Genomic DNA, 21,390 nt, shown 5'->3' on the forward strand with positions numbered 1-21,390 from the left:
TCAACAATGTGTTGCCGCCTGCACTTCGCCCTCGTTAAAGTGCACAAGGTGTCCGCTTCGCACGTAGCTTTCCGTCTGCTCGGGCCTCTGGAAGTCGAGAGCGACAGTTGTCCTGTGAGGCTGACGCCTCGGCAGCGTGCCCTCTGTGCGGCCCTCCTGCTTCAGCCAGGCCGAGTGGTGTCGGTCGACCGCCTGGTGGACCAGCTCTGGGGAGCGGCGCCCCCGCAGGCCGGGGAGGCCCGCGTGCGGGCGCTGGTCGCGGAGGTGCGGCGCGCGATGGGTGCATGCGCGTCAGTGCTGGAGACCCGCCGTCCCGGGTATGCCATCCGCGTGACACCTGACGAGCTCGACACCCTCAAGTTCGAAGAACTCGTGGGTGAGGGCTCGCGTATGAGTGCGGCCGGGGAGTGGCGAGCGGCCCTGCGCTGCCATGGTGAGGCGCTCCGCCTCTGGCGGGGGGAGCCCCTGACCGACCTGCCGGCCCTCGCCACCTGGGCGGAACGTGAGCGGTTGTCCGAGCTCCGGAAAACCGCTCAAGCGGGCATGGCGGAGGCCGAGATGGAGCTGGGCGACCACCCCAGTGCTGTGGCACGGTTGGTCCGTCTCACGGCGGAGGACCCGCTCAGGGAGCGGCCGCATGTCCTTCTGATGCGAGCACTGCAACTCGACGGGAGGATGGGCGAGGCGCTACAGGTGTACGCGGCGCTGAGGCGGCGTCTGGTGGAGGAGCTGGGCACGGAGCCCTCCGCCGCGCTCACAGCCGCACACCAGCGCCTGCTGGCCGGTGAGGCGGAGGTGGCTCGGCGTCCGTCACCGCAGGAAGCCGAGGACGAACGCCGCAAGGACGCGGTGGTGCCGCGGCAGCTTCCCGCCGCACCGCGACTGTTCGTCGGGCGTTCGGCGGAGTTGTCGAGTCTGGACGACTGCCTCCACAAGAACGAGCCACTGGCGCTGATCACTGGCCCCGCCGGTATCGGCAAGAGCAGCTTGGCCCTCAAATGGGCCAACCGGGTCATGCCGCGCTTTCCCGACGGACAGTTGTTCCTCCCCATGCACGGTTTCGACGGCCGTGCGCCGATGAGCGCGGGAGAGGCGCTGGTCATCCTCTTGCAAGGCCTCGGCTGCGCGGTCCGGGACATCCCCACAGGGCAGGACGCGCAAGCCGCCCTGTACCGCACCATGATCGCTCGCCGCAAAATGCTCCTGGTGCTGGACGACGTCACCGACGCCGAAACGGTGCGAAGGTTGCAACCGCCCGCTCCCGGCTCGATGACCGTGGTGACGAGCCGGTACAAACTCGGTTCCCTGATCACCTTGGAGGGTGCGCGCCGGATCACCTGCGACCTCTTCGGCGAGGAGGAAGCCCTGGAACTGCTGAGGGCGGGCCCTTCGGCGATGAGTGTGGACGAGGAGCCGGAGGCATCCGGCCGGCTGGTCCAACTGTGCGAGCGTCTTCCCCTGGCCCTGAGCATCGCCAGGTCCTGGCTGCAGGAGGGCGGTCACGGGCGCGTCCAGGAGTACATCGACGAACTGGCCGAGCGAGGCCGACTGGCCGGCCTGCAGTCCGAGGGCGACGACAGCGTGGCTGTTCGCGCGGCGTTGGACCTTTCCTACGAGACACTGCTCCCGGAAGCCCGCCGGGTCTTCCGGCTCCTCGGTGTCACGGGAGGCAGCGGGCGCTCCACCGCCGCAATCGCCGCCACGTCCGACATCGATGCGAACCGTGCCGAGGAACTCCTGCGTCAGGCGGAGAAGGTTCATCTCGTCCGGAGGGACGGCCGCGGACGGTGGGCCTGGCACGACCTGGTTCATGAATACGCGGTCGCCAGGAGCGGCACCGAGGACCCTGCGGACGTCCGCGACGCTGCTCGGCACAGACTCCTGGGGCACTACCTGCACAGCCTCGTAGCGGCAGCTGCAGTATGCAGTTTCCACACACCTGCCGTGCCGTTGCCACCATCCGACGGAGCCGCCCCTCGTGCCTTCCGCTGCATGGACGAGGCAGCCGCCTGGGTGGATGCGGAGTGGAAGGACATCGTCTCGGCCGTCATGCACGCGGCAGACTTCGGGCCGGCGCATTACGCGTGGCAGATCGTGGATGCCATGCAGGACGTCTTCCATCACTGGCGCCCGCTTTCCGACTGGATCCGGCTGGCGACCATCTCCCGCAGCGCCGCGGATCGCGACGGTGACGCCGTGGGCGTGGCCGCGATGTCACTCGCCCTTGGCGCCGCCCGGTGGAGGGAGGGTGACCTGCGTGAGGCTTTCGCCGCCTTCCAGCGCGCCGAGGACCGTTCCAAGGTGGCACGGTGGGGCCATGGAGAGGCGGCCGGACTACAGGGCGCAGGGGTCACCTTGAAAATTCTCGGCGAGCCCCGCCGAGCCCTTCCCCGCTACCGCAAAGCGATCGATCTCTACCACCAGCAGGGGAACCGCCGCTCCGAGGGCTTGATGCTCCTCAACATGTCCTCCCTCAACCTCTCGCTCGGTCTGCTCGACGAGGCGGAGGAGGCAGCGACCAGAGCCCTCGACCTGCTGCAGGCCGACTTACGGATTCCCCGGTGCTTGGCGCTGGCCAACCTCGCCTCCGTCCGGCTCCACCAAGGCAGCCTGACGAGCGTCACCGAGCCGCTGCGGGAGTCGTTCGCCATCTGTCGTGACGCCGACCTCCCTTACGCGGAGGCGATGACACTGGACGTGCTCGCCAGGTTCCACGCGGAGACGGGAAGGGACGACATCGCCTGGCGGGTCTGGCACGATGCCCTGGCCGTCGCCGAATGGGCGGAGAACCGTTACTGCCGGGCGAACGCATTGCTCGGTCTGTCTCTGCTGGCGCTGCGGTGGCGCTCCGCAGAGGACGCCCGGCAGTACCTGCAGCAGGCCGACGGCCTGATCGATTCGGGGTACCACGCCGGGAGGGTGGACGCCCTGCTCCAGCGCGCCCTGATCTCCCACGCCACGGGCGACGCGCTCACCGCAACGGCGCTGCTGGGACAGGCCGGCACGATGGCGATCGACGCCCATGTGCTGAGGCTTCCCTTGATCCGTGCCGCTGAGGCACTGACCCTGCTCGAGACCGGGGAGCCGAAAGCCGCCTTCGACGCTGCCCAAGGCGGGGTGGACGCCGCCCGACAGGCATCGCAGCGTCTCGTAGAGGCGCGCTGTCTCAAAATCTTGGCCACGGCCGGCGAGGCCGCGGGGATCCTGCCCGCCGCTGAGGCCGCGGCAGGCAGGGCCACCTCACTGTTCGACAGTCTCGGCATTCCCGCGGTACACCGCGATGGTGCCTGGTGGGCGGCCGGAGACGTCACGAAGCGACCTGTGGGCGCGCTGCCTCATACCGTCGCGAAACCGCCCGCAGAGAGGGAGGAAAGACTGCGCGGGTTCATGGCGGACCACTTCCCGGAGGGCTGGGCAAGCTGATGTGCCATCACAGCTGATTCGGCCGGTTCACCCTGGACCAGGAGCGACCTGTTCAATTCCTGCAGCTCCGGTCCAGGCTCACAGCCCAGGAAGTCGATCGTTCTGCGCCTCAGACAGCGGAACTGCTGCAACGCCTCGGCGCGGCGTCCGTCGCGGTGCAGGGCCGCCATGAGCAGTCCGGTGACCCTCTCGTCGAGCGGATGCGACTCCGTGAAGTGGTGGAGGGCCGAAATGCGTTCCCCCGGACGGCCTGCGAGAAGTGACAGCTCGGTAACGGCTACCAATGCTTCGCGGTACTCGTGCTCCATGGTCACCCTCGCTGCGTCCGCCCACGGGGCGCGGATGTCCGTCATCGGCTCCCCCCTCCAGAGCGCCAGCGCTTCGTCGTAGGCGCGAAGCCCCTTTTCCGCCATTCCCTCCCGATAAGCGACATGAGCACGGCGCGCCAGTGCCCGGAACCGTGCGACGTCCACGGAGTCCTCGTCGACGTTCAGCAGGTAGCCACCCGCTTCGCGAGTCAGGCGTTCACCCAGGATTTTTCTGAGCCGGGTCGCCAAGATGTAAAGCGCGCCCCGCGGATCCTCCGGCTGGGCCCGGTCCTGCCAGATGCGGTCGATCACCACTTCGTCGGCCAGGAACGCCCCTGGCGTCCAGGCAAGACTCGCGAGCAACCGCCCACAGCCGCCGGCGACCCGTTTCTGTCCGGCTTCAACCGTGTGAACGGTGACGCTGCCCAAGAGCTGAATGTTCATGTATCCCCCTGCAAGAGCTACCTCGTTCGCTGCTCAGGCACTCTCCACCGAGGAGGTTCCGATTCCGCATGGCTCATGCATGGCCTCCGCACGGCGACCCGTGGTGTGCCCCGGGTCATCGACGGCGGAACCAGTTCACCTGCTGGTCATCGGGTTGGGACACCATAGGAGAGTGAACGCGACACTCACGGTCGGCTTCGACCTCGACATGACCCTGATCGACTCCCGCCCGGGCATCCACGCCTGCTACACGGAGCTCTCGGCGCGGACCGGCACGTTCGTCGACGCCGACCTGGCCGTCACCCGGCTGGGCCCGCCGCTGGAGACGGAGCTGGCGTACTGGTTCCCCGAGGAGCGGATCACGGAGATCGCCGGCGTGTACCGGGAGATGTACCCGCGGTACGCCATCGCCCCGACGCTCGCCATGCCCGGGGCCCGGGAGGCGGTGGACGCGGTGCGCGCGGCGGGCGGCCGGGCGGTCGTGGTCACCGCCAAGTACGAGCCGAACGCGAAGTTGCACCTGGCCCACCTCGGCATCGACGCGGACGCCGTGATCGGCGGCCTGTGGGCGGAGGCGAAGGCGGAGGCGCTGCGCGCCGAGGGGGCGACCGTCTACGTGGGCGACCACGTCGGGGACGTGCTCGGCGCGCGGCGCGCGGGCGCGCTGTCCGTCGGGGTGGCGAGCGGTCCCTGCCCGGCCGGCGAGCTCCGCGCCGCGGGCGCCGACGTGGTGCTGGCCGACCTGTCCGAGTTCCCGGCGTGGCTGGCGGACTACCTCACGGCGCCGACGCCGGAGCCCGAGGCCGCCTGAGCGGCGGCCGCCTCCCGGGCCGCGCGCGCCTCGCGGCGCCCGGCCGCGGCGGAGGTCAGCACGCCCGCGGCGGCGATCAGGAAGCCCACGCCCATCAGCATGCTCAGGCAGAACATGTAGACGGGGAACGGCGTGGTGCCCAGCAGGAGCGGGGCCACGGTGACCAAGGTGGCCACGGCGCCGACGACGAAGACGATCCCGCCGACGCGGACCAGGCGGTCGCCGGAATTCATTGGTGTTTGTTCACGCACCCCACCAGGGTAGTTCCCAGCCAGGGGAAACGGCCGGGGGACGTCTTGTCCCCGGGCAGGGGCCCATTAGCCTGTAAACCGGCCGATCTCGCCGGCCGCCATCACCGCAACCAGCACGAGGACGAGGACGACGGACGTGCCCACCGGCAAGGTCAAATGGTTCAACAAGGAGAAGGGCTTCGGCTTCCTCTCCCGCGACGACGGCGGTGACGTCTTCGTCCACTCCTCGGTCCTGCCCGCCGGCGTCGAGGCCCTCAAGCCCGGTCAGCGGGTCGAGTTCGGTGTGGTGGCTGGACAGCGCGGCGAGCAGGCGCTCGCCGTCAGCCTGCTGGAGCCCGCTCCTTCGGTGGCGGCGGCGCAGCGGCGCAAGCCGGCCGAGCTGGCGTCCATCGTCCAGGACCTGACGACCCTGCTGGAGGGCATGGTGGCCGGGCTGGACCGGGGCCGTTACCCCGACAAGGCGGTCGGCAAGAAGGTCGCCACCCTGCTGCGGGCCGTCGCCGACGACCTGGACGTCTGACGCCCCGCCCCGTCCGGCGGCGGGGCCGGCCCGCCCCAGGCGGTCGCCCGGGGCGGGCCGGGCCGGCGCTACCGCGCGCGGGTGACCTCGACCGGCAGGTGGCGGACGCCGACGATAACCGCCGGGTTCCGGTACTCGACGTCGTCGTAGGAGGCGACGGCCAGCGTGGCGAAACGTTCCAGCAGCAGGCGGACGCCGATGCGGGCCTCGAGGCGGGCGAGGTGGGCGCCGAGGCAGAAGTGGATGCCGTGCCCGAAGGTCAGGTGGGGGTTCGGGCTGCGCCCGACGTCGACGGCGTCGGGGTCCGTGAAGCGGGCGAAGTCACGGTTGGCGGCTCCCAGGTGGGCCGTGATCAGCGTGTCGGCCGGGATCTCGTGGCCGCCGAGGACGACGGGGCGGGCGGTGCGCCGGCCCACCTCGGGGAACGGGGGAAGCCACCGCAGCACCTCTTCGAGTGCCGCCGGGATCCGGTCGGGATCGGCGCGCAGCCCGTCCAGGGCGCCGGGGAGCCGGTCGAGGGTGAGGACGGTGTTGCCCAGCAGGGCGGTGGTGGTGATGTGCCCGGCGACCAGCAGCAGGGCGACGAAGCCGACGATCTCCTGGTCGGCCAGGCGGACGCCGTCGACCTCGGCGTGCAGCAGGCGGCTGGTGAGGTCGTCGCCGGGGTCGGCCCGCCGGCGGCGGATGTGGTCCAGCACGTAGCCGTTCATCTCGCGCACGGTGGGCGCGATCGCCTCCAGGGCGCGCCCGAGGTCGTCCATGTCGGCGCTCTCGCCGACCAGTTCGCCGTCGAACAGGACGCTCGCCCACTCGTGGAACAGCCGGTGGTCCTCGGGCGGCACCCCGAGCAGTTCGGCGATGACGATGACGGGGAGCGGGTTCGCGAGGGCTTCCACCAGGTCGAAGCGGTCCCGGCCGGCGACCTCGTCCAGCAGCCGGGTGACGACGTCCTCGATCCGTGGCGCCAGCCCCTGGACGACGCGCGGGGTGAAGGCCTGGCTGACGAGGGTGCGCAGCTTGCGGTGGTGCGGCGGGTCCATGCCGACGAAGTTGCCCTGCCGGAAGGTGTCGAAGTCCTCCTGCGTCGGGGCGAGGGAGCTCATGTCGGAGGAGAAGGTGGCGTGGTCGCTCAGCACGGCCGCGACGCCTTCGTGGTCCACGACCTGCCACACGCCGAGCGTCTCGTCGTGGTGGACGGGTCCCTTGTCGCGCAGGGACTGCCACCGGTCGATCAGCGTGTCGAACAGTAAGGGGCTTACGGACGGCTGCTTGCTGGTCACTCGTTCTCCACGTGGGGTAGGAGGCGGACTCGCCGCGGCCGGCAACGAGGCCGCGGCGTCCAGGAGTTGGGCCGATCCCGAAACTACGCGACCACTGTACGGTCGGCGTGGGCGAAAGGGTGCGGATCCGCCGCGCCTCGCCCCGTGAGGATCACCTTGGCCGAGAACCCCCCACGCCACGGCCGGCCGGGGCCGGTCAGGGGAAGGCGAGCGCGTCCGGCTTCAGCGCGGGGACGAGGCCCTGGTCCGCGGCGCGGTCCAGCAGGCCGCGGACCGCCGCCAGGCCCTCCTCGCCGAGGTCCGCGGTGAACTCGTTGACGTACAGCGCGATGTGCTGGTCGGCGACGGCCGGGTCCATCTCCTGCGCGTGCTCCATCACGTACGGGCGCGTCGCCTCGGGCACCGCCCAGGCGGCGCGCACCGAGGCGCGGGCCGCGTCGGCGAGCCGGCGCAGCGTCTCCTCGCCCAAGGAGCGCTTGGCGATGATGGCGCCGAGCGGGATCGCCAGCCCGGTGGCGGCCTCCCAGTGCTCGCCCATGTCGGCGAGCCTGGTCAGGCCGTAGTCCTGGTAGGTGAACCGCGCCTCGTGGATGACCAGGCCGGCGTCCACCCTGCCGTCGCGGACCGCGGGCATGATCTCGTGGAACGGCATCACCACGATCTCGCCGACGCCGCCGGGCACCTCGGCCGCCGCCCACAGCCGGAACAGCAGGTAGGCGGTGGACCGCTCGCTCGGCACGGCGACGGTGCGCCCGGCCAGGTCGCCGGGGGCGACGGCGTCCCGGGTGAGCACCAGCGGGCCGCAGCCGCGGCCCAGCGCGCCGCCGCAGGGCAGCAGCGCGTACTCGTCCAGCACGTACGGCAGCACCGCGTACGACACCTTCAGCACGTCGAACTCGCCGCGCTCGGCCATGCCGTTGGTGATGTCGATGTCGGCGAAGGTGACGTCGAGGGCGGGCGCGCCGGGGATCCGGCCGTGGGCCCACGCCTCGAAGACGAAGGTGTCGTTCGGGCAGGGCGAGTAGGCGATGCGCAGCGCGGCGCCCTCGTCACGGCCGGGGTGGCCGGTGTGCCCGGCGGCGGCAGGGGTGTGCGTCGGCGTGTCGCTCATGGCTTCACTCTTTCGGTGCTGAAGCGCCTCAGGACGGGTGCGAGCCCCTCGAAGGCGGCGGTGAGGGCGGCCAGCGCCTCGGGGATCCGCCAGGCGGCGCGGTCGCGGGGGCCGACCGGGTTGGAGACGGCCCGGACCTCCAGGACGGGTACGCCGTGCGCGGCGGCCGCCTCGGCGACGCCGAAGCCCTCCATCGCCTCGGCGAGCGCGCCGGGGTGACGGGACAGGAGCAGCTCGGCGCGCCCGGCGGTGCCGGTGACGGTGGAGGCGGTGAGCACCGGGCCGGTGGCCGCTCCGGTGGCCCGCGCGGCGGCGCGGACCAGGTCGGCGGGCGGGCGGTGGGTGACCGCGCCGAAGCCGAGCTCGGTGACGGGCAGGAAGCCGTCGGCGGTCTCGGCGCCCAGGTCGGCGGCGGTGATCTCGTCGGCCACCACCAGGGAGCCGACGGGCGCGGCGGGGGCGAAGCCGCCGCCGATGCCGGCCGAGACGACCAGGCGGTACGGCTCGCCGCGCAGGGCGGCGGCGGTGAGCGCGGTGGCGGTCGACGCGGCCGCGAGCGCGGGGCCGACGCCGGCCGCGAGGAGGTCGGGGCCGTCCGTCAGACCGCGCACCAGCAGGCCGCCGGGCAGCGACGCCTCACCGGCGACGGGACCGAACGCGCGGGCCACCGCGTCCCCTTCGGCGGGGACGGCGGTGGCCACGAGTACGCGGGTCAGGCCGGACACGGTGCGCTCAGCTGTCGTCGCCGCGCTTGAGCTTGAACGTCCACAGGCCGGTGGTCCTGGCCTTGTCGTCCTCGTCCAGCGCCCGGATGGCGACGACGGTGGAGTTGCCCTGGGCGCCGTACTGGGGGTCGAAGAAGACGCTGCCCGGGATCGTGCGGTAGGTGCGGCCGCTGTCCTCGACGAGCGGGCGGCCGTTCATGAGGATCACCCAGCGGCTCTCGGCGATCTCCTGGTCGACGCCGAACCGGACGGTCTCGTCCTGGTTCACCTTCAGGGTGGGGACGTCCTTGTCCTGCAGGCAGGACGTCAGCTCCTTGTCGTCGATCGCCTTGCCGTCGTTCCAGCAGGAGGCCTCTGAGTTGACCGTGTCCGAATTGACGGTCACGGTGGCGACCGGCGACGGCGCGTCGCAGGCGGAGAGAGCGAGCAGCCCGGCGGAAACGGCGCCGACGGCGGCGACGGCTCGGCGGCGGCGCGCGGCGGAGTGCATCGTGGTCATGGCCGAAGGCTATCTGGCCCCGGCAACGACAAGGTCACGCGGGGGTCGGCGTGCCGTCCCCCGCGGCGCTCGTACGGTGCGAACCGCCGCGTGCTGGACGCTTTCGCCCCGGGAAGGCCGGGTGAGGACCCTGGCAGGGCGCTGCCGCCCGTGCCCTCCCCTGCCTTGCCGTCCCCGGCCGCACGGGGCCGCGGCGCGGGGCCGGCGGCCGGGTCAGGAGTGGCCCAGGTCCTCCGTGGAGGAGTCGGCCGTGGCGGGCACGGAGCCCTCGTCGGGGACCGAGACGGGGTGCAGCACCATCGACTCGACCCGGGTCTCGTCGAGGACCGGCGGCGCGGGCCGCGGCGGCTTGGGCATCACGGCGGCCTCCGAGTGGGCACCGCAGCCGTACCCGAGCGACACCGCGCGCCCGTCCGCGGGCGAGAACTCGTTGGCGCACACGCCGAACGCCTGGCCCAGCGAGCCGCCCACCCGGGCCAGGAACCCGCAGGACACGCACGTCGCGGGCGCCGCCTGCGCCATCGGGGTCTTCGGGCCGAAGGAGTCCTCCCACCGGTCCGCCGCGGTGTGCAGCCCGTACCGCGACAGCACCCGGGCCCGGCGCAGGCCCAGCTCCTCGGCGACGGCCGCGATCGTGCCGCGGGCCGGGGTGACCGGCAGCTCCGCGGGCCCGGCGCCCGCCACCTCGGCGTCCTCCGCCTCGACCAGCGCGGCCATCTCGTCGGAGACCGCGGAGTTCGGCGCGGGCTCGTCCTCGCCGCTCCAGCCCGGCTCCAGGCGCAGGTCGTCGGCGTTGGTCGGCAGCAGGTCGCCGGGGCCGAGGTCGCCCGGCCGCAGCCGCTCGCTCCACGGCACCCATTCGGGGGCCAGCAGCGAGTCCGGGCCGGGCAGCAGCACCGTCTCGTCCAGGGTGACGATCTTGGCGCGGGAGGCCCGGGCCACCGTCACGGCCCAGCGCCAGCCGCGGTAGCCGGGGTCCTGGCACGCGAAGAAGTGGGTGACGACGCGGTCCCCCTCGGCGACCACGCCGACGTGCTCGCCGACGACTCCCGGCGCGGCCACCTCCTCGGCTGCGGCGCGGGCGAGGTCGACGGCCTCGGCGCACAGGCGGTCGGGGGTGCGGCTTCGCGTTGTCGCTGCGCTCACAGGTATCGCTTCTCTCCTACGCCGTCTCACGGGTGCACGCGTTCGGCGGCGGGGCGGACGGAGCGGACCGAAGGGCCGCGTCGACGTCCGCGCCCGATCGCGCTCGGGCGCACCTATGTCATCCATTCTGCGGGATGAGGTTCAGGCGCGCGGCCGAGTACAACCACCACGGCGCGCAACCGAACGCTACCTGCTCCGTGGCCGTCGGCCCACACCGGCGGGCGGTTCCGGCGATCCCGATCGGCGCGCGGGGGCCTCGCGGACGGTGCCGGCGCGTCCTTCGACAATCCGAACCGCCCGGACGGAACCGCGCATAACCGCCGCGAGCGGGGCACTATGACGGGGTGGCAGCCGTACGGACGTCCCGGGGGACCGGGGGACGAACCAGCGACGGAGCGGACCGAGACGACGGACCGTTCCGTGCCGTCGGGCGTGCCCTGAGGTCCCCGTTCGGCGCGCTCGGCCGGCTGATCCGCCGGGTCACCCACGCGCACGGCGCGGGCGAGTCGGGGCTCGGCAAGCTCATCGAGCTGCACGCGGTGAACGGGGCGGGCGACGTCCTGATCACGGTGGCGCTGGCCTCCACCGTCTTCTTCTCGGTCCCCACCGACGAGGCCCGCGGGCGGGTCGCGCTGTACCTGGCGATCACCATGGCGCCGTTCGCGCTGCTCGCCCCCGTGATCGGGCCGCTGATCGACCGCGTCCCGTACGGCCGGCGGGCCGCCATGGCGACCGCGATGGGCGCGCGGGCGGTGCTGGCGCTCGTCCTCACCGGGGCGGTGGTCGGCGGCGGCATCCAGCTGTACCCGGCGGCGCTGGCCGTGCTGGTGTGCTCCCGGACGTACGGGGTGGTGCGCAGCGCGGTGGTGCCGCGCCTGTTGCCGCGCAAGTTCTCGCTGGTCAAGGCGAACTCCCGGGTCACCCTCGGCGGGCTGGTCGCCACCGGGGCGGCCGCGCCGGTGGGGGCGCTGCTGCACCAGATCGGGCCGCGGTGGCCGCTGTACGCGGCGTGCGCGGTGTTCGTCGCGGGCACGGTGCTGTCCCTGTCGCTGCCGAAGAAGGTCGACTCCGCGAAGGGCGAGGAGGCGGCACTGCTGGCGGCCGACCCCGAGCACCTGCACGGCCCGCACCGGCGCGACCCCGGGGACCGGCCGCGGCTGGCGCTGCGGACGGTCGGCACGAGCGTGACGCACGGGCTGGCGGTGAACGCCTCGCAGCGGGTGCTCTCCGGGTTCCTGCTCTTCTTCCTGGCGTTCCTGCTGCGGGAGCACCCGCTGAGCGGGCAGAGCGTGGCCGTCTCGATGGGCATCGTCGGCGTCTCGGCGGGCACCGGCAACGCGCTGGGCACGGCGGTCGGCGCGTGGGTGCGGGCGCGGGCGCCGGAGCGGATCATCGTGACGGTGGTGGCGCTGGTGGTCGTGGCGGGGGCGCTGGCCGCGGCGTTCTTCGGGGCGGCGATGGTGGCCGTCCTCGCGGGTGTCGCGGGCTTCGCCCAGGCGCTGTCCAAGCTGTCGCTCGACGCAATGATCCAGCGGGACGTGCCCGAACTGGTGCGGACCTCGGCGTTCGCCCGGTCCGAGACGACGCTGCAGCTGGCCTGGGTGGTCGGCGGCGCGATCGGCATCTCCCTGCCCCTGGTGGGCCCGCTCGGCATGGCCGTCGCGGCGGCGATCGTCGGCGTCGGCTGGGCCACCACCGTCCGCGGCCTCCTGCACAGCGCGACCGCCTCGGGCCGCCGCACCCTGGCCTGACGACCCGGTCCCGCGTCGGCCGGGAGGGCCGGTGGCGCGCGGCCCCTGGCGCCCGGCAGCACGAGTGTCCGCAGGGCGGGGGAAGGGCGCAGCGCGGCATGCGCACCGCGGCCGGAGCGTCGCGCCGGCCGGGAGGCAGGCGGGGTGCGCCGTCAGGCCGGGCGGCGGGTCCGGCGGAGGACGTAGGCGGCGGTGAGGACGGCGGCGGCACGCAGCACCCAGGGGCCGGTCTCGGCGAGCGCGGCGGCGAGTTCGCCGTCGGGGACCGGAGCGCCCCAGTGGCCCCGCGCGCGGCCCCAGAGCCAGACGACGCCGCCCGCGACGGCGAGGCCCGGCATGACCACGAGGGCCCACCGCGTCCCGCCCGGCCCCAGCCGCCGCGAACCCCAGACGATCAGCCAGCCCAGGGCCAGCGGCAGCAGCTGCCCCATCACCGCGCCCGCGACCAGCGCCAGCGCCGCGGCCAGCAGCACCGGGCTGCCCAGGCCCGCCCCGCCGCCGGCGCCCCGGCGTCCGCGCGGGAGCCAGGCGAACCGCCGGCCCGCCGGGGCGGCGGCCGGCACGGCCACCCCCGGCTCCGGCGGCACGACGGCGTCCGCCCCGGCCCCCGCGTCACGGTCGCGCTCACGCGGGGGCGGCTTGAGCATCTCGGGGATCTCGACGCCCCCGGTGAACCCGGGCACCTCGTCCGGCCCCGCCACCGGGTCCACCCGCCACCAGTCGCCCGCCGCGGTCGCGTCGTCCTCCCGCTGCTTGGGCACGCTCTTGCGCAGCCCCCACAGCCGGGACCCCTGGGGCGCGGGCGGCACCGGTTCGGGCGGCCCCTCCGGCGAGGGTCGCGACGGCTCGGCAGCTCCAGGAGCCCGGTCGGCAGGGGCCTGGGCCGCGGGAGCCTGGGCGGCGGGGACCGCCGGGGCCGCGGGCGGCGCGTCGGGGGCCGCCCGCTGGACCGGCACCGACCCGCCGGCCGCCGCGACGACCGCGTCCGGCGACCCGAGCCGGTCCAGGATCCGCCGCACCGTCGCGGGGCCGTCGCCCATCGCCTTGGCGCGCCGCCGGTCGATCTCGCCGCGCAGCTCCGTCACCAGCCGCATCCGCGTCGCCGACGGCAGCTGCCGCTGCTGGGCGACGTCCCCGACCCGGCTCAGGTAGTCGTAGACCAGCCGGTCGCTCTCGATCCCCACGCGCTCAACCTCCCGTGCCACCGCCCTGCCACCGCCCGCCCCGCGCACCCCCGGGCCGCGCCTTCGCACGCTAGCGCAGACACCCCGCCGTGGCCGGGGAACGCCGCCCCTGACACTCCCCGGGACCCGCCGCCCCGCCTGCCCCTCCACAGGCCTGCCCAGGCTGTGACGGTCCCACCCACTACCGTTAGGCGGATGAGCACCGAGGAGAAGCCGGCGGCAACCCCCCGTTCCCTCGCGGAGGCGTTGCGCGCCCGGGACGACGCGTCGTTGTCCGCGCTGCTGCGCGCCCGCCCCGACCTGGTGACCCCCGTCCCCACCGACCTGACGCAGCTGGCCACCCGCGCCGGCACCCGCGCCTCCGTGGCGCGCGCCCTGGAGCGGCTGGACCGCTTCACCCTGCAGACCGCCGAGGCGCTGGCCGTCGCCGCCGACCCGGCGTCCTACGACGAGCTGCTGCGGCTGATGGCGGGCGAGCAGGGCGAGGACCCGCACGCCGCGGACTCCGCGGTGGCCAGGGCCCTCCCCCACGCCGTGGCGAAGCTGCGCGAGCAGGCACTGGTGTGGGGCGACGACGCCCGGCTGCGCCTGGTGCGCACCGCCCGCGAGCTGATGGCGCCCACACCGCGGCACCCCTCGCCGACCGGTCTGGGCCCGACGGTGGCGGAGGCCGCCGTCCCCATGTCACCCAACCGGGTGCAGGACATCCTGGCCACGGCCGGCCTGTCGTCCACCCATGACGCGGTCTCCGCGGTCACCGCGCTCACCGACCTGTTCACCGACCCGCAGCGGATGTCCGACCTGCTGTCCGACGCGCCCGCCGACTCCCTGGAGATCCTGGACCGCCTGGTGTGGGGCCCGCCCTACGGCCAGGTGACGCACGATCCCGCGCCCCGGCTGCGCTGGCTGATGGACCGCGGCCTGCTGCTGCCGATCACCCCGGGCACCGTCGTGCTGCCCCGCGAGGTGGCTCTGCACCTGCGCGGCGGGCGCGCCCACCGGGTCACCGAGCCGCTGCCGCCCGCCGTGCGGGCCGCCGCGCAGCACCCGCCGCAGGTGGTGGACGCCACCGCGGCCGGGCAGGCGTACCAGGCGCTGGTGGCCGTGGAGGACCTGCTGAAGCTGTGGGACGGCGGCGGCCCGGCCGTGCTGCGGGCCGGCGGGCTCAGCGTGCGCGACCTGAAGCGGACCGCCGTGTCGCTCGGCGTCTCCGAGCCGGAGGCGGCGTTCTGGCTGGAGCTCGCCTTCGCGGCGGGCCTGCTGGCCTCCGACGGCGAGGCCGACGAGCGGTACGCGCCGACCCCCGCCTCCGACGAGTGGCTGGACGGTCCGCCCGCCGAGCGGTGGGCCCGGCTGGCCGAGGCGTGGCTGACGGCCACCCGCACGCCGGGCGTGGTGGGCGGCCGGGACGCCAAGGACCGGGCGCTGTCCGCGCTCGGCCCCGGCCTGGACCGTTCCGCCGCGCCGGAGGTGCGGCACCGGGTGCTGACGCTGGCGGCCTCGCTGCCGTCGGGCGCCGCGCCGGACGAGCGGTCGCTGCTGGAGCGGCTGCGGTGGGAGCGTCCGCTGCGGCGGGCGGACGGCTCGGCCGGCTCCTCCGGCGGGCCGGCCGGCGGCGAGGAGGACCTGCGGACCCGCATCGCCCGCTGGACGCTGGAGGAGGCCGAACGCCTCGGCGTCACCGGGCGCGGCGCGCTGTCCTCGCACGGCCGCGCGCTGGTCCTCGGCGAGGTGCGGGAGCCGGCCGCGGCCGGGGCGCACGACGGCGCGGGCGGCGGTCAGGGTTCCACCGCCGCCGCGGACGCCGGGCCGGGCGACAAGCTCCCCGTCCACCACCACGACGACGGGGCCACCGGCCGTCCCGAGCCGATCCCCGCCCCGCTGCCGCCCGCCGCGCAGGCCGAGGCCGCGGACCTCGCGGCCCGGGTCCTGACGCCGCTGCTGCCCGCGCCGCTGGACCACGTGCTGCTGCAGGCCGACCTCACTGCGGTCGCCCCGGGGCCGCTGGTGCGGCCGCTGGCCGAGACGCTGGACGTGCTGGCGGAGGTGGAGTCCAAGGGCGGCGCCACGGTCTACCGGTTCACGCCCGGCTCGGTGCGGCGCGCGCTGGACTCCGGCCGCACCGCCGCCGACCTGCACGCCTTCCTCGCCGCGCACGCGCGCACCCCGGTGCCGCAGCCGCTGGCCTACCTGATCGACGACGTGGCCCGGCGGCACGGCGTGCTGCGGGTGGGGGCGTCCTCCTCGTACGTGCGGTGCGACGACGAGAAGGTGCTGGAGGAGATCCTGGCCGACGGGCGGTCCTCCGGGCTGGGCCTGCGGCGGCTGGCGCCCACGGTGCTGGCGGCGCGGACCGACCCGGCGACGCTGCTGGAGGGTCTGCGGTCGATGGGGTTCGCCCCGGCCGCGGAGTCGACGGAGGGCGACGTGCTGATCGCCCGGGCCGCCGCGCACCGGACCCCGCCGCGGGCGGTGCCGCAGCCGGTGCCGGAGGGGCCGCCGACGCCGGACGGGCCGGCGCTGTCCGCCGCGGTGCGGGCGATCCGCGCGGGGGACGACGCCTCGACCGCGCCGCTGCGGACGCCGGACGCGGTCGAGGGGGACCTGCCGCGCGGTTCGGCGGCGGACACGCTGGCCACGCTGCAGATGGCGGTCATGACGGGGACGCGCGTCCTGATCGGTCACCTCGACGCGCAGGGGATCGCCACGCAGCGGGTGCTGACGCCGCTCAGCGTGGAGGGCGGCTTCGTCACCGCCCACGACCACACGGCCGCGGGCGTCCGCACGTACCCCCTCCACCGCATCACCGGCGCCGCCGAACTCGACGACGAGGGGTGAGGACGGCGGGCCGGGCCCCGGGCACCACGTGCCGCCGGCCCGCCCGCGCCCCGGCCCGTCAGTCGGCGGCGAGGACGTCGTCGGCGTCGACGATGCGGTAGGCGTACCCCTGCTCGGCCAGGAACCGCTGCCGGTGCGCCGCGAAGTCCTGGTCGACGGTGTCCCGCGCGACCACCGAGTAGAAGTGCGCCTGGTGCCCGTCCGCCTTCGGCCGCAGCACCCGCCCCAGCCGCTGCGCCTCCTCCTGCCGGGAGCCGAACGTGCCGGACACCTGGATGGCGACCGTCGCCTCGGGGAGGTCGATCGAGAAGTTCGCGACCTTCGAGACGACCAGCACGTTGATCTCGCCGTTGCGGAACGCGTCGAACAGCTTCTCCCGCTGCGCGTTGCTGGTCTCGCCCTTGATGACCGGGGCGCCCAGGTGCTCGCCCAGCTCGTCCAGCTGGTCGATGTACTGCCCGATGACCAGGATCTGCTGCCCGGCGAACTTCCTGACCAGCGCCTCGGTCACCTTCCGCTTGGTGGCCGTCGTGGCGCAGAAGCGGTACTTCTCCTCCGTCTCCGCGGTGGCGTACGCCAGCCGCTCGGAGTCGGTGAGGTTGACCCGCACCTCGACGCAGTCGGCGGGCGCGATGTATCCCTGCGCCTCGATCTCCTTCCACGGCGCGTCGAACCGCTTGGGCCCGATCAGCGAGAAGACGTCGGACTCCCGGCCGTCCTCGCGCACCAGCGTGGCGGTCAGCCCGAGCCGCCGCCGGGCCTGCAGGTCTGCGGTGAACTTGAAGACCGGCGCGGGGAGCAGGTGCACCTCGTCGTAGAGGATCAGCCCCCAGTCGCGGGAGTCGAACAGCTCCAGGTGCGGGTAGACGCCCTTCCGCCGGGTCGTCAGCACCTGGTAGGTGGCGATGGTGACCGGCCGGATCTCCTTCTTCGTGCCGCTGTACTCGCCGATCTCGTCCTCGGTCAGCGAGGTGCGCCGCACCAGCTCGGCCTTCCACTGCCGGGCGGAGACGGTGTTGGTGACCAGGATCAGCGTGGTCGACTTCGCCTCGGCCATGGCGCCCGCACCGACCAGCGTCTTGCCCGCGCCGCAGGGCAGCACGACGACGCCGCTGCCGCCGTGCCAGAAGTTCTCCACCGCCTGCCGCTGGTAGGGCCGCAGCTGCCAGCCGTCCTCGTGCAGGTCGATGGGGTGCGCCTCGCCGTCGATGTACCCGGCGAGGTCCTCGGCGGGCCAGCCCAGCTTGAGCAGCGTCTGCTTGATCTGGCCGCGCTCGGAGGGGTGCACGGCCACCGAGTCGGCGTCGATGCGGGCGCCGACCAGCGGGGCGATCCGCTTGGACTTCAGCACCTCCTCGAGCACCGGCCGGTCGGTGGTGGTGAGCACCAGGCCGTGCGTGGGGTGCTTGGAGAGCGTCAGCCGGCCGTAACGGTCCATCGTCTCGGCGATGTCCACCAGCAGCGCGTGCGGCACCGGGTAGCGGCTGTGGGTGACCAGCGCGTCGACGACCTGCTCGGCGTCGTGCCCGGCGGCGCGGGCGTTCCACAGGCCGAGCGGCGTGATCCGGTAGGTGTGGATGTGTTCGGGCGCCCGCTCCAGTTCGGCGAAGGGCGCGATGACCCGACGGCAGTCGTCGGCCTGCTCGTGGTCGACCTCCAGCAGCAGCGTCTTGTCACTCTGCACGATCAGCGGACCGTTCACCCCGCGCCACCTCTCCCTCACGGCCGCACCTCGTCGGCCAAACGTCCAGTGTGCATCACCCGGAGCGGGCGGCGGGGTGACCCGGGCCACCCCCGGCCGGTTCCGTGCGGCCGCCGGGGCGGGAAACGCGTTGGCGCCGCCCCCGCGCGGGGGCGTAGGATCCCGCGTCTCCCGCCTCCGTGCCCCGGAGTGCCGCCGACCGGACGGAAACCGGCCGGCCCCGCCGCCCCCGCGCCTCGCGCCCGGCGGCCCGTCACCGCACACCATCAGGTACGTACGTCCGGAGGCATGCCGTGTCCAGCCCGACCTCGTCCAGCCCGTCCGACGCCCCCGCCGGGGACCCGAACGCCGGGCACCCTCACGTCGGGGAGCCGCTCGCCGGAGAGCCGTTCGGCGGTGATCCGTTCGACGGTGATCCGCTGGCCCGGGAGCGCGCCCACCTGGCGGCCTCGCGGGCCGCGCTGCGGGCCATGCGGGAGGACGTGGAGGCCCTCGACATCAGCGACGTCACCGCCAACTGGGTGAACGCGCAGATCCTGACCCGGCAGATCGACGAACGCATCCGGTCCCTCGCCGACCTCAGCGACACCCCGCTGTTCTTCGGCCGCCTCGACTTCCTGCACGCGCCGGGCGCCGACCGGGCGGAGGGCGCCGGCGGGGAACAGTTCTACATCGGGCGGCGGCACGTGCACGACGCCGACGGCGACCCGATGGTCATCGACTGGCGCGCGCCGGTCTCCCAGGCGTTCTACCGGGCGTCCCGCAAGGACCCCATGGACATCGGGCTGCGCCGCCGCTTCGGCTACACGGGCGGCGAACTCACCGCGTACGAGGACGAGCGCCTGACCGACCCGGCGGAGGCGGAGACCACCAGCCGGCTGCTCCAGCAGGAGATCGAGAAGCCGCGCGTCGGCCCGATGCGCGACATCGTGGCGACCATCCAGCCGGAGCAGGACGAGATCGTCCGTGCCGGGCTGGGCGGCACGGTCTGCGTGCAGGGAGGCCCCGGCACCGGCAAGACCGCGGTCGGCCTGCACCGCGTGGCGTTCCTGCTGTACGCCTACCGGGAGCGGCTGGCCCGTACCGGGACCCTGGTGATCGGGCCCAACCGCTCCTTCCTGCACTACATCGAGCAGGTGCTGCCGGCGCTGGGCGAGCTGGAGGTCCAGCAGGCCACTGTGGACGACCTGGTCGCCCGGGTCTCCGGTGTCGAGGTGCGCGGCGCGGACGAGCCGGCCACCGCGCTGCTCAAGGGCGACGCGCGGATGGCCGAGGTGGTGCGGCGGGCCGTGCGCTCGCACGTCACGATGCCCACCGAGCCGGTCGTGGTGGTCCGCGGCTCACGGCGGTGGCGGATCCCGGCGTACGAACTCGAGGAGATCGTCACCGAGCTGCTCGGCCGGGACATCCGCTACGGCGCGGCCCGGGAGGCGCTGCCGCAGCGGATCGCGCACGCGGTGCTGGTGCGGATGGAGCAGTCCGGGGAGGCGCCGGACGACCGGGTGCAGGACGCGGTGGCCCGCAACGCGGCGGTGAAGGCGGCCGTCAAGACGGTGTGGCCGCCGGTCGACCCGGCGAAGCTGGTGCTGCGGCTGCTCTCCGACCCGGAGTTCCTCGCCGAACAGGCGGACGGCGTGCTCACCGCGGACGAGCAGAAACAGCTGCTGTGGACGAAGCCCGCGCGGTCGGTGCGGTCCGCGAAGTGGTCGGCGGCCGACGCGGTGCTGATCGACGAGGCGGCCGACCTGGTGCAGCGGACGCCGTCGCTGGGGCACGTGGTGCTGGACGAGGCGCAGGACCTCTCCCCGATGCAGTACCGCGCGGTGGGCCGCCGCTGCACCACCGGCTCGGCGACGGTGCTGGGCGACCTCGCGCAGGGCACCACACCGTGGGCCACGCGCAGCTGGGACGAGGCGCTGCGGCACCTCGGCAAGCCGGACGGGCAGGTGGAGGAGCTCACCGCCGGTTTCCGCGTGCCGACGGACGTGATCACGTACGCCTCGCGGCTGCTGCCGCACATCGCGCCGGGGCTCACGCCGGTCGCCTCGGTCCGTGAGAACCCCGGGTTCTTCGACATCCGGCGGGTCGAGGACACCGGGGCCGTCGTCGCGGCCTGCGAGGAACTGCTGCGCCACGAGGGGTCGGTGGGCCTGATCGCCGCGGACGCGCGGGTGCCGGTGCTGGCCGAGGCGCTGGCCGGGGCGGGCGTCGGGTACCTCGCGCCGGGCGAGGAGACCACCGCCGGCACCCGGCTCACCCTGGTGCCGGCGTCGCTGGCCAAGGGCCTGGAGTACGACTACGTGGTGCTCGACGAGCCGCAGGCGGTGGTCGACGGCGAACCCGACGAACGCACCGGCCTGCGACGCCTCTACGTCACCCTCACCCGAGCCGTCTCGGGCCTCGTCGTCACCCACACGACGGCCCTGCCCGCCCAGCTCACCTGACGACGCGCCCACGCGACCCGGCGGCTGGACGGCCGCGCGGGTCGTGTGGCCACTCGGCTGGACGGCCACGGGGCTCGGCGGCCACGCGGCGGGGCGGCCACGCGGGTCGGCGGCCACGCGGGGCGGCGGCCACGCGGCTCCGCGGCCACGCGGCTGGACGGCCGCGCGGGTCGGTGTCTAGGCGGCGGGGACGAGGTCCACCGCGGTGCGCCAGGCACGGACCGCCGCCGGTGACACGCTGCCCGCCCAGCCGCCGGCGCCGCGGACCGCGCCGCCGACGTGGAACGCGCCGACGCCGCCCGCCAGCAGCGGCGGCAGGTGCTCCAGCCGCAGCCCTCCGCCGACCATCAGCCCCGGGTCACCGGGGGTCGCGGCGGCCGCCTCGGCGAGCAGCACGGGCAGGCCGGCCCCCACCCCGCCGGCCGCGCCGGCGGTCAGGCACAGGTCGAGGCCCGGCAGCCCGGCCAGGGCCTTGCGGACCGCGGCCCGGTCCGCCGCGTGGTCCAGCGCCCGGTGGAACGTCCACGCGCAGCCGTCCAGCGCCGTCACCACCCGCTCCGTCGCGGCGAGGTCGAGCAGCCCGGACCCGTCGAGGAAGCCGAGCACGAACTCCGTCGCGCCCGCCTCCCGCAACTCCTCCGCGCGGCGGACCAGCGCGCCCACCCCCGCGTCGCCCCCGGCGGAGAACCCGTCGGACAGGCGCAGCATCACGCGCACCGGCAGGTCCACCGCCTCGCGCACCGCCGCGAAGACGGCGGCCGACGGGGACAGCCCGTCGGCCGCCATGTCGCACACCAGCTCCAGGCGGTCCGCCCCGCCCTCCCGCGCCGCGACCGCGTCCTCGGCGTCGAGCGCGATCACCTCCAGCACCGGACGCTCCGCACTCACGAGACTCACGGGCCACCACCACACAGGTCTAGTCCAATTGGACCCCCAGGGTACGCGCCACGCCC

16 protein-coding genes are annotated in these 21,390 nt (G+C 74.4%); 6 read left to right on the forward strand and 10 right to left on the reverse strand.

Annotated features, from left to right (window positions below; genetic code table 11):
- Positions 1–6 precede the first annotated feature (6 nt).
- A complete protein-coding gene (locus Sfr03f_RS01345; protein WP_108951783.1) occupies positions 7–3,423 on the forward strand; it encodes an AfsR/SARP family transcriptional regulator in 3,417 nt (1,138 codons plus the stop codon).
- Here Sfr03f_RS01345 and Sfr03f_RS01350 read toward each other — a convergent pair.
- Positions 3,336–4,175 carry an AfsR/SARP family transcriptional regulator gene (locus Sfr03f_RS01350; RefSeq protein WP_108951784.1) on the reverse strand — a complete coding sequence of 280 codons (840 nt, stop codon included), beginning with the start codon at positions 4,173–4,175 and terminating at the stop codon, positions 3,336–3,338. The genes Sfr03f_RS01345 and Sfr03f_RS01350 overlap by 88 nt on opposite strands.
- A 172-nt stretch (positions 4,176–4,347) precedes the next feature.
- Between Sfr03f_RS01350 and Sfr03f_RS01355 the strand changes: the two genes are divergently transcribed.
- Entirely contained in the window at positions 4,348–4,986 is a 639-nt protein-coding gene (locus Sfr03f_RS01355) for an HAD family hydrolase (protein WP_281262816.1), read from the forward strand.
- Here Sfr03f_RS01355 and Sfr03f_RS01360 read toward each other — a convergent pair.
- Positions 4,947–5,219, reverse strand: a complete 273-nt coding sequence (locus Sfr03f_RS01360) for a hypothetical protein (RefSeq protein ID WP_290429429.1) — start codon at positions 5,217–5,219, stop codon at positions 4,947–4,949. The genes Sfr03f_RS01355 and Sfr03f_RS01360 overlap by 40 nt on opposite strands.
- Before the next feature lie 154 nt (positions 5,220–5,373).
- Here Sfr03f_RS01360 and Sfr03f_RS31460 point away from each other — a divergent pair, with 154 nt between their 5' ends.
- Positions 5,374–5,757 (forward strand): cold-shock protein, encoded by a 384-nt coding sequence (locus Sfr03f_RS31460; protein WP_108951787.1) that lies wholly within the window; start codon positions 5,374–5,376, stop codon positions 5,755–5,757.
- 68 nt (positions 5,758–5,825) lie between these two features.
- On the opposite strand, the gene Sfr03f_RS01370 is transcribed toward Sfr03f_RS31460, so the two are convergent.
- The 5 genes from Sfr03f_RS01370 to Sfr03f_RS01390 all read right to left on the reverse strand — a co-directional run bounded on the left by Sfr03f_RS01370 (position 5,826) and on the right by Sfr03f_RS01390 (position 10,518).
- Complete coding sequence (locus Sfr03f_RS01370; protein WP_108951788.1) at positions 5,826–7,037, reverse strand: cytochrome P450; 1,212 nt, start codon at positions 7,035–7,037, stop codon at positions 5,826–5,828.
- Between the two features lie 196 nt (positions 7,038–7,233).
- Positions 7,234–8,148, reverse strand: a complete 915-nt coding sequence (locus Sfr03f_RS01375) for a 1,4-dihydroxy-6-naphtoate synthase (RefSeq protein ID WP_108951789.1) — start codon at positions 8,146–8,148, stop codon at positions 7,234–7,236.
- A complete protein-coding gene (locus Sfr03f_RS01380; RefSeq protein WP_108951945.1) occupies positions 8,145–8,849 on the reverse strand; it encodes a futalosine hydrolase in 705 nt (234 codons plus the stop codon). The genes Sfr03f_RS01375 and Sfr03f_RS01380 overlap by 4 nt, the downstream gene beginning before the upstream one ends.
- A 31-nt stretch (positions 8,850–8,880) precedes the next feature.
- Entirely contained in the window at positions 8,881–9,363 is a 483-nt protein-coding gene (locus Sfr03f_RS01385) for a DUF2771 domain-containing protein (RefSeq protein ID WP_108951946.1), read from the reverse strand.
- 222 nt (positions 9,364–9,585) lie between these two features.
- Positions 9,586–10,518, reverse strand: a complete 933-nt coding sequence (locus Sfr03f_RS01390; protein ID WP_108951790.1) for a DUF3027 domain-containing protein — start codon at positions 10,516–10,518, stop codon at positions 9,586–9,588.
- Positions 10,519–10,862: 344 nt separating this feature from the next.
- On the opposite strand from Sfr03f_RS01390, the gene Sfr03f_RS01395 reads away from it, so the two are divergent.
- Positions 10,863–12,269 carry an MFS transporter gene (locus Sfr03f_RS01395; protein ID WP_108951791.1) on the forward strand — a complete coding sequence of 469 codons (1,407 nt, stop codon included), beginning with the start codon at positions 10,863–10,865 and terminating at the stop codon, positions 12,267–12,269.
- A gap of 152 nt (positions 12,270–12,421) precedes the next feature.
- On the opposite strand, the gene Sfr03f_RS01400 is transcribed toward Sfr03f_RS01395, so the two are convergent.
- The gene (locus Sfr03f_RS01400; RefSeq protein WP_108951792.1) at positions 12,422–13,453 is read right to left on the reverse strand and encodes a hypothetical protein; all 1,032 of its coding nucleotides are present in this window, start codon (positions 13,451–13,453) and stop codon (positions 12,422–12,424) included.
- Between the two features lie 195 nt (positions 13,454–13,648).
- Between Sfr03f_RS01400 and Sfr03f_RS01405 the strand changes: the two genes are divergently transcribed.
- On the forward strand, positions 13,649–16,291 hold the full coding sequence (locus Sfr03f_RS01405; protein WP_108951793.1) for a helicase-associated domain-containing protein: 2,643 nt from the start codon (positions 13,649–13,651) through the stop codon (positions 16,289–16,291).
- 58 nt (positions 16,292–16,349) lie between these two features.
- Here Sfr03f_RS01405 and Sfr03f_RS01410 read toward each other — a convergent pair whose 3' ends face one another.
- Positions 16,350–17,993, reverse strand: a complete 1,644-nt coding sequence (locus Sfr03f_RS01410) for a DNA repair helicase XPB (protein ID WP_108951794.1) — start codon at positions 17,991–17,993, stop codon at positions 16,350–16,352.
- Positions 17,994–18,286: 293 nt separating this feature from the next.
- Between Sfr03f_RS01410 and Sfr03f_RS01415 the strand changes: the two genes are divergently transcribed.
- The gene (locus Sfr03f_RS01415; protein ID WP_108951795.1) at positions 18,287–20,437 is read left to right on the forward strand and encodes a HelD family protein; all 2,151 of its coding nucleotides are present in this window, start codon (positions 18,287–18,289) and stop codon (positions 20,435–20,437) included.
- A 177-nt stretch (positions 20,438–20,614) separates the two neighbouring features.
- On the opposite strand, the gene Sfr03f_RS01420 is transcribed toward Sfr03f_RS01415, so the two are convergent.
- Positions 20,615–21,334: a copper homeostasis protein CutC gene (locus Sfr03f_RS01420; protein ID WP_245967332.1), complete on the reverse strand. Its 720-nt coding sequence runs from the start codon at positions 21,332–21,334 to the stop codon at positions 20,615–20,617.
- Between the last annotated feature and the right edge of the window lie 56 nt (positions 21,335–21,390).

This window comes from Streptomyces fragilis (genome assembly GCF_003112515.1).
GTDB classification, from domain to species: Bacteria; Actinomycetota; Actinomycetes; order Streptomycetales; family Streptomycetaceae; genus Streptomyces; species Streptomyces fragilis.

Bases quoted from the DNA above. Each gene is read 5' to 3' on its own strand.
- Sfr03f_RS01345 (WP_108951783.1), top strand. From the start codon at position 7: ATGTGTTGCCGCCTGCACTTCGCCCTCGTTAAAGTGCACAAGGTGTCC.
- Sfr03f_RS01350 (WP_108951784.1), bottom strand. From the start codon at position 4,175: ATGAACATTCAGCTCTTGGGCAGCGTCACCGTTCACACGGTTGAAGCC.
- Sfr03f_RS01360 (WP_290429429.1), bottom strand. From the start codon at position 5,219: ATGAATTCCGGCGACCGCCTGGTCCGCGTCGGCGGGATCGTCTTCGTC.
- Sfr03f_RS01375 (WP_108951789.1), bottom strand. From the start codon at position 8,148: ATGAGCGACACGCCGACGCACACCCCTGCCGCCGCCGGGCACACCGGC.
- Sfr03f_RS01385 (WP_108951946.1), bottom strand. From the start codon at position 9,363: ATGCACTCCGCCGCGCGCCGCCGCCGAGCCGTCGCCGCCGTCGGCGCC.
- Sfr03f_RS01405 (WP_108951793.1), top strand. From the start codon at position 13,649: ATGAGCACCGAGGAGAAGCCGGCGGCAACCCCCCGTTCCCTCGCGGAG.